Source organism: Bergeriella denitrificans NBRC 102155 (genome assembly GCF_001592185.1).
Classification (GTDB): Bacteria; Pseudomonadota; Gammaproteobacteria; order Burkholderiales; family Neisseriaceae; genus Neisseria; species Neisseria denitrificans.
Genome location: NZ_BCWL01000275.1, coordinates 1 through 2,230, shown reverse-complemented (window position 1 = coordinate 2,230; position 2,230 = coordinate 1). Strand labels below are relative to the sequence as shown.

The following is a 2,230-nucleotide window of genomic DNA, read 5'->3' as shown; positions in this document are numbered from 1 at the left end:
TAAAACACAAAAATAAAACACAAAAGGCCGTCTGAAAATTTCAGTTTTCCAAAAACCGAAATTTTCAGACGGCCTGACGGTGCGGCTTAGCTTACGCCGCCCCTATTCAAACATCCATACCGATATTTTGATCGCTTTCCTTCGGATCCGGCAAAATCCAGTTCAACACAATCGCCAAAATCGCGCACAGGCCGACGCCGGCAAAACTGAGCGAACCCAGCTTAATCACCATGCCGCCCACGCCGGTGGTCAACACCGCGCTGACAATCACCAGATTTTTCGGCTGCATCAAATCCACCTTGGCATCAATCAGCGCCTTCAAGCCCAAAGAAGCAATCGTGCCGAACAGCAAAATCATAATCCCGCCCATTACCGGCAGCGGAATCGACGCCAAAAACGCATTAAACTTACCGAAAAACGCCATGCAGATGGCAAAAACCGCCGCCCACGTCATGATTTTCGGATTGCTGTTTTTCGTAATCATCACCGCACCGGTCACCTCGCCGTAAGTCGTGACCGGCGGGCCGCCGATTAAACCGGCCACGCACACGCCCAGGCCGTCACCTGCCAGCGTTTTATCCAAGCCCGGATCCTTAGCATAATCCTTGCCCGTTACATTACCAATGGCCATAATGCCGCCGATATGCTCAATCGCCGGCGCAATGGCAACGGGCAGCATAAACAGCGCCGCCTGCCAGTTGACCTCGGGCGTTTCAAAATGCGGCACCTGAAACCACGGCGCCGCCGCAATTCCAGAGGTATCGACCATGCCCAACACCAGCGCCAGCACATAGCCCGAAGCCACACCAATCAAAATCGGCACTAGCTTCATCATCCGGCTGCCGAACACCGTGACCACAACCGTGACTGCAAACGTAAAGCCCGCCAGCAGCAGCGACTGCACATAATCCATCGCCTGCTCGCCGCCGGCCTGCCCCATCGCCATCTGGCTGGCCGCGCCCGCCACCGACAAACCGATGACCATAATCACCGGGCCGATCACCACCGGCGGCAGCAAGCGGTGCACCGCCGCCAAACCGCGCCAGCGGATGAGTGCGGCAAACACAAAATACATAAAGCCCGCCGCAAACAGACCGAACATGGTCGAAGGCAGCCCCCATTCGCCGACGGCATAAATAATCGGCGCGATAAAAGCAAAAGACGAGCCTAAAAAAATCGGCACTTTACGCTTGGTGACCAGCTGAAACAGCAGCGTGCCGATACCCGCGCCCAGAAGCGCCATCGCCGGGTTCAGCCCCGTCAGCAGCGGCACCAGCACCATCGCACCGAAAGCGACAAATAAAATCTGCGCGCCCGAGATGGCCAATTTAAGTTGTTGCATGGTTAAATTCCGTTAAAAACACGCTGCGTATTATACTGGCTGGCGACGCCTCCCTTCATTATTTTCATCAATTATCCCGCCGCCCGCCATAAAACCAGACTTAGGGAAACGCCTGTATCACGATGCCGCACGATTGAAACGCGTTTGAAAAATGCCGTCTGAAAACCGCCTTTTCCGCACCAATCCGCCGTTAAAAACCGAAAACAGCTTTGTCGCCTTTACCTTCGCGCACCAGCTCGGTGCCGTCGGTCATGTCCACCACCGTGGTCGGCTCGGTGCCGCACCAGCCGCCGTCAATCACCAAATCCACGCTGTGCTCCAGGCGGTCGCGGATTTCGTAAGGGTCGGTCAGCGGCTCGTCGTCTTCGGGCAGCATCAGGGTGCAGCTCAGCATCGGTTCGCCCAACTCGGCCAGCAGCGCCAGGGCGATGGCGTTGTCGGGCACGCGCAGGCCGATGGTTTTGCGCTTGGGATGCAGCGTGCGGTTGGGCACTTCTTTGGTCGCTTCCAAAATAAAGGTATAGCTGCCGGGCGTGGCTGCTTTAAGCTGGCGGAACTGGCTGTTGTCCACTTTGGCGTAAGTGCCCAGCTCACTCAAGTCGGCGCACATCAGGGTCAAGTGGTGGCGCTGGTCGATTTGACGGATACGCAAAATGGCTTCCATCGCGTCTTTGTCGCCGAGCTTGCAGCCGAGCGCGTAGCAGGAGTCGGTGGGATAAACAATCACGCCGCCTTTGCGTACGATGTCGGCGGCCTGCTTAATCAGGCGCTCTTGCGGGTTGTCGGGGTGGATGGCGTAGAATTGGGCCATGGTGTGTGTCCTTATTATCGGGTTTGATGATTGATGCATTTAATATTGTAAAACTTAATGTACAGAAAGACAAAAGT

Annotated in this window: 2 protein-coding genes; both read right to left on the bottom strand. The window is 55.8% G+C overall.

The window, feature by feature from the left end; all coding sequences use genetic code 11:
- Positions 1–106: 106 nt before the first annotated feature.
- On the bottom strand, positions 107–1,342 hold the full coding sequence (locus BDE01S_RS10130) for a uracil-xanthine permease family protein (RefSeq protein ID WP_066081123.1): 1,236 nt from the start codon (positions 1,340–1,342) through the stop codon (positions 107–109).
- 190 nt (positions 1,343–1,532) lie between these two features.
- Positions 1,533–2,153, bottom strand: coding sequence for an L-threonylcarbamoyladenylate synthase (locus BDE01S_RS10125; protein WP_066081120.1), 621 nt, complete (start codon positions 2,151–2,153; stop codon positions 1,533–1,535).
- Positions 2,154–2,230 lie beyond the last annotated feature (77 nt).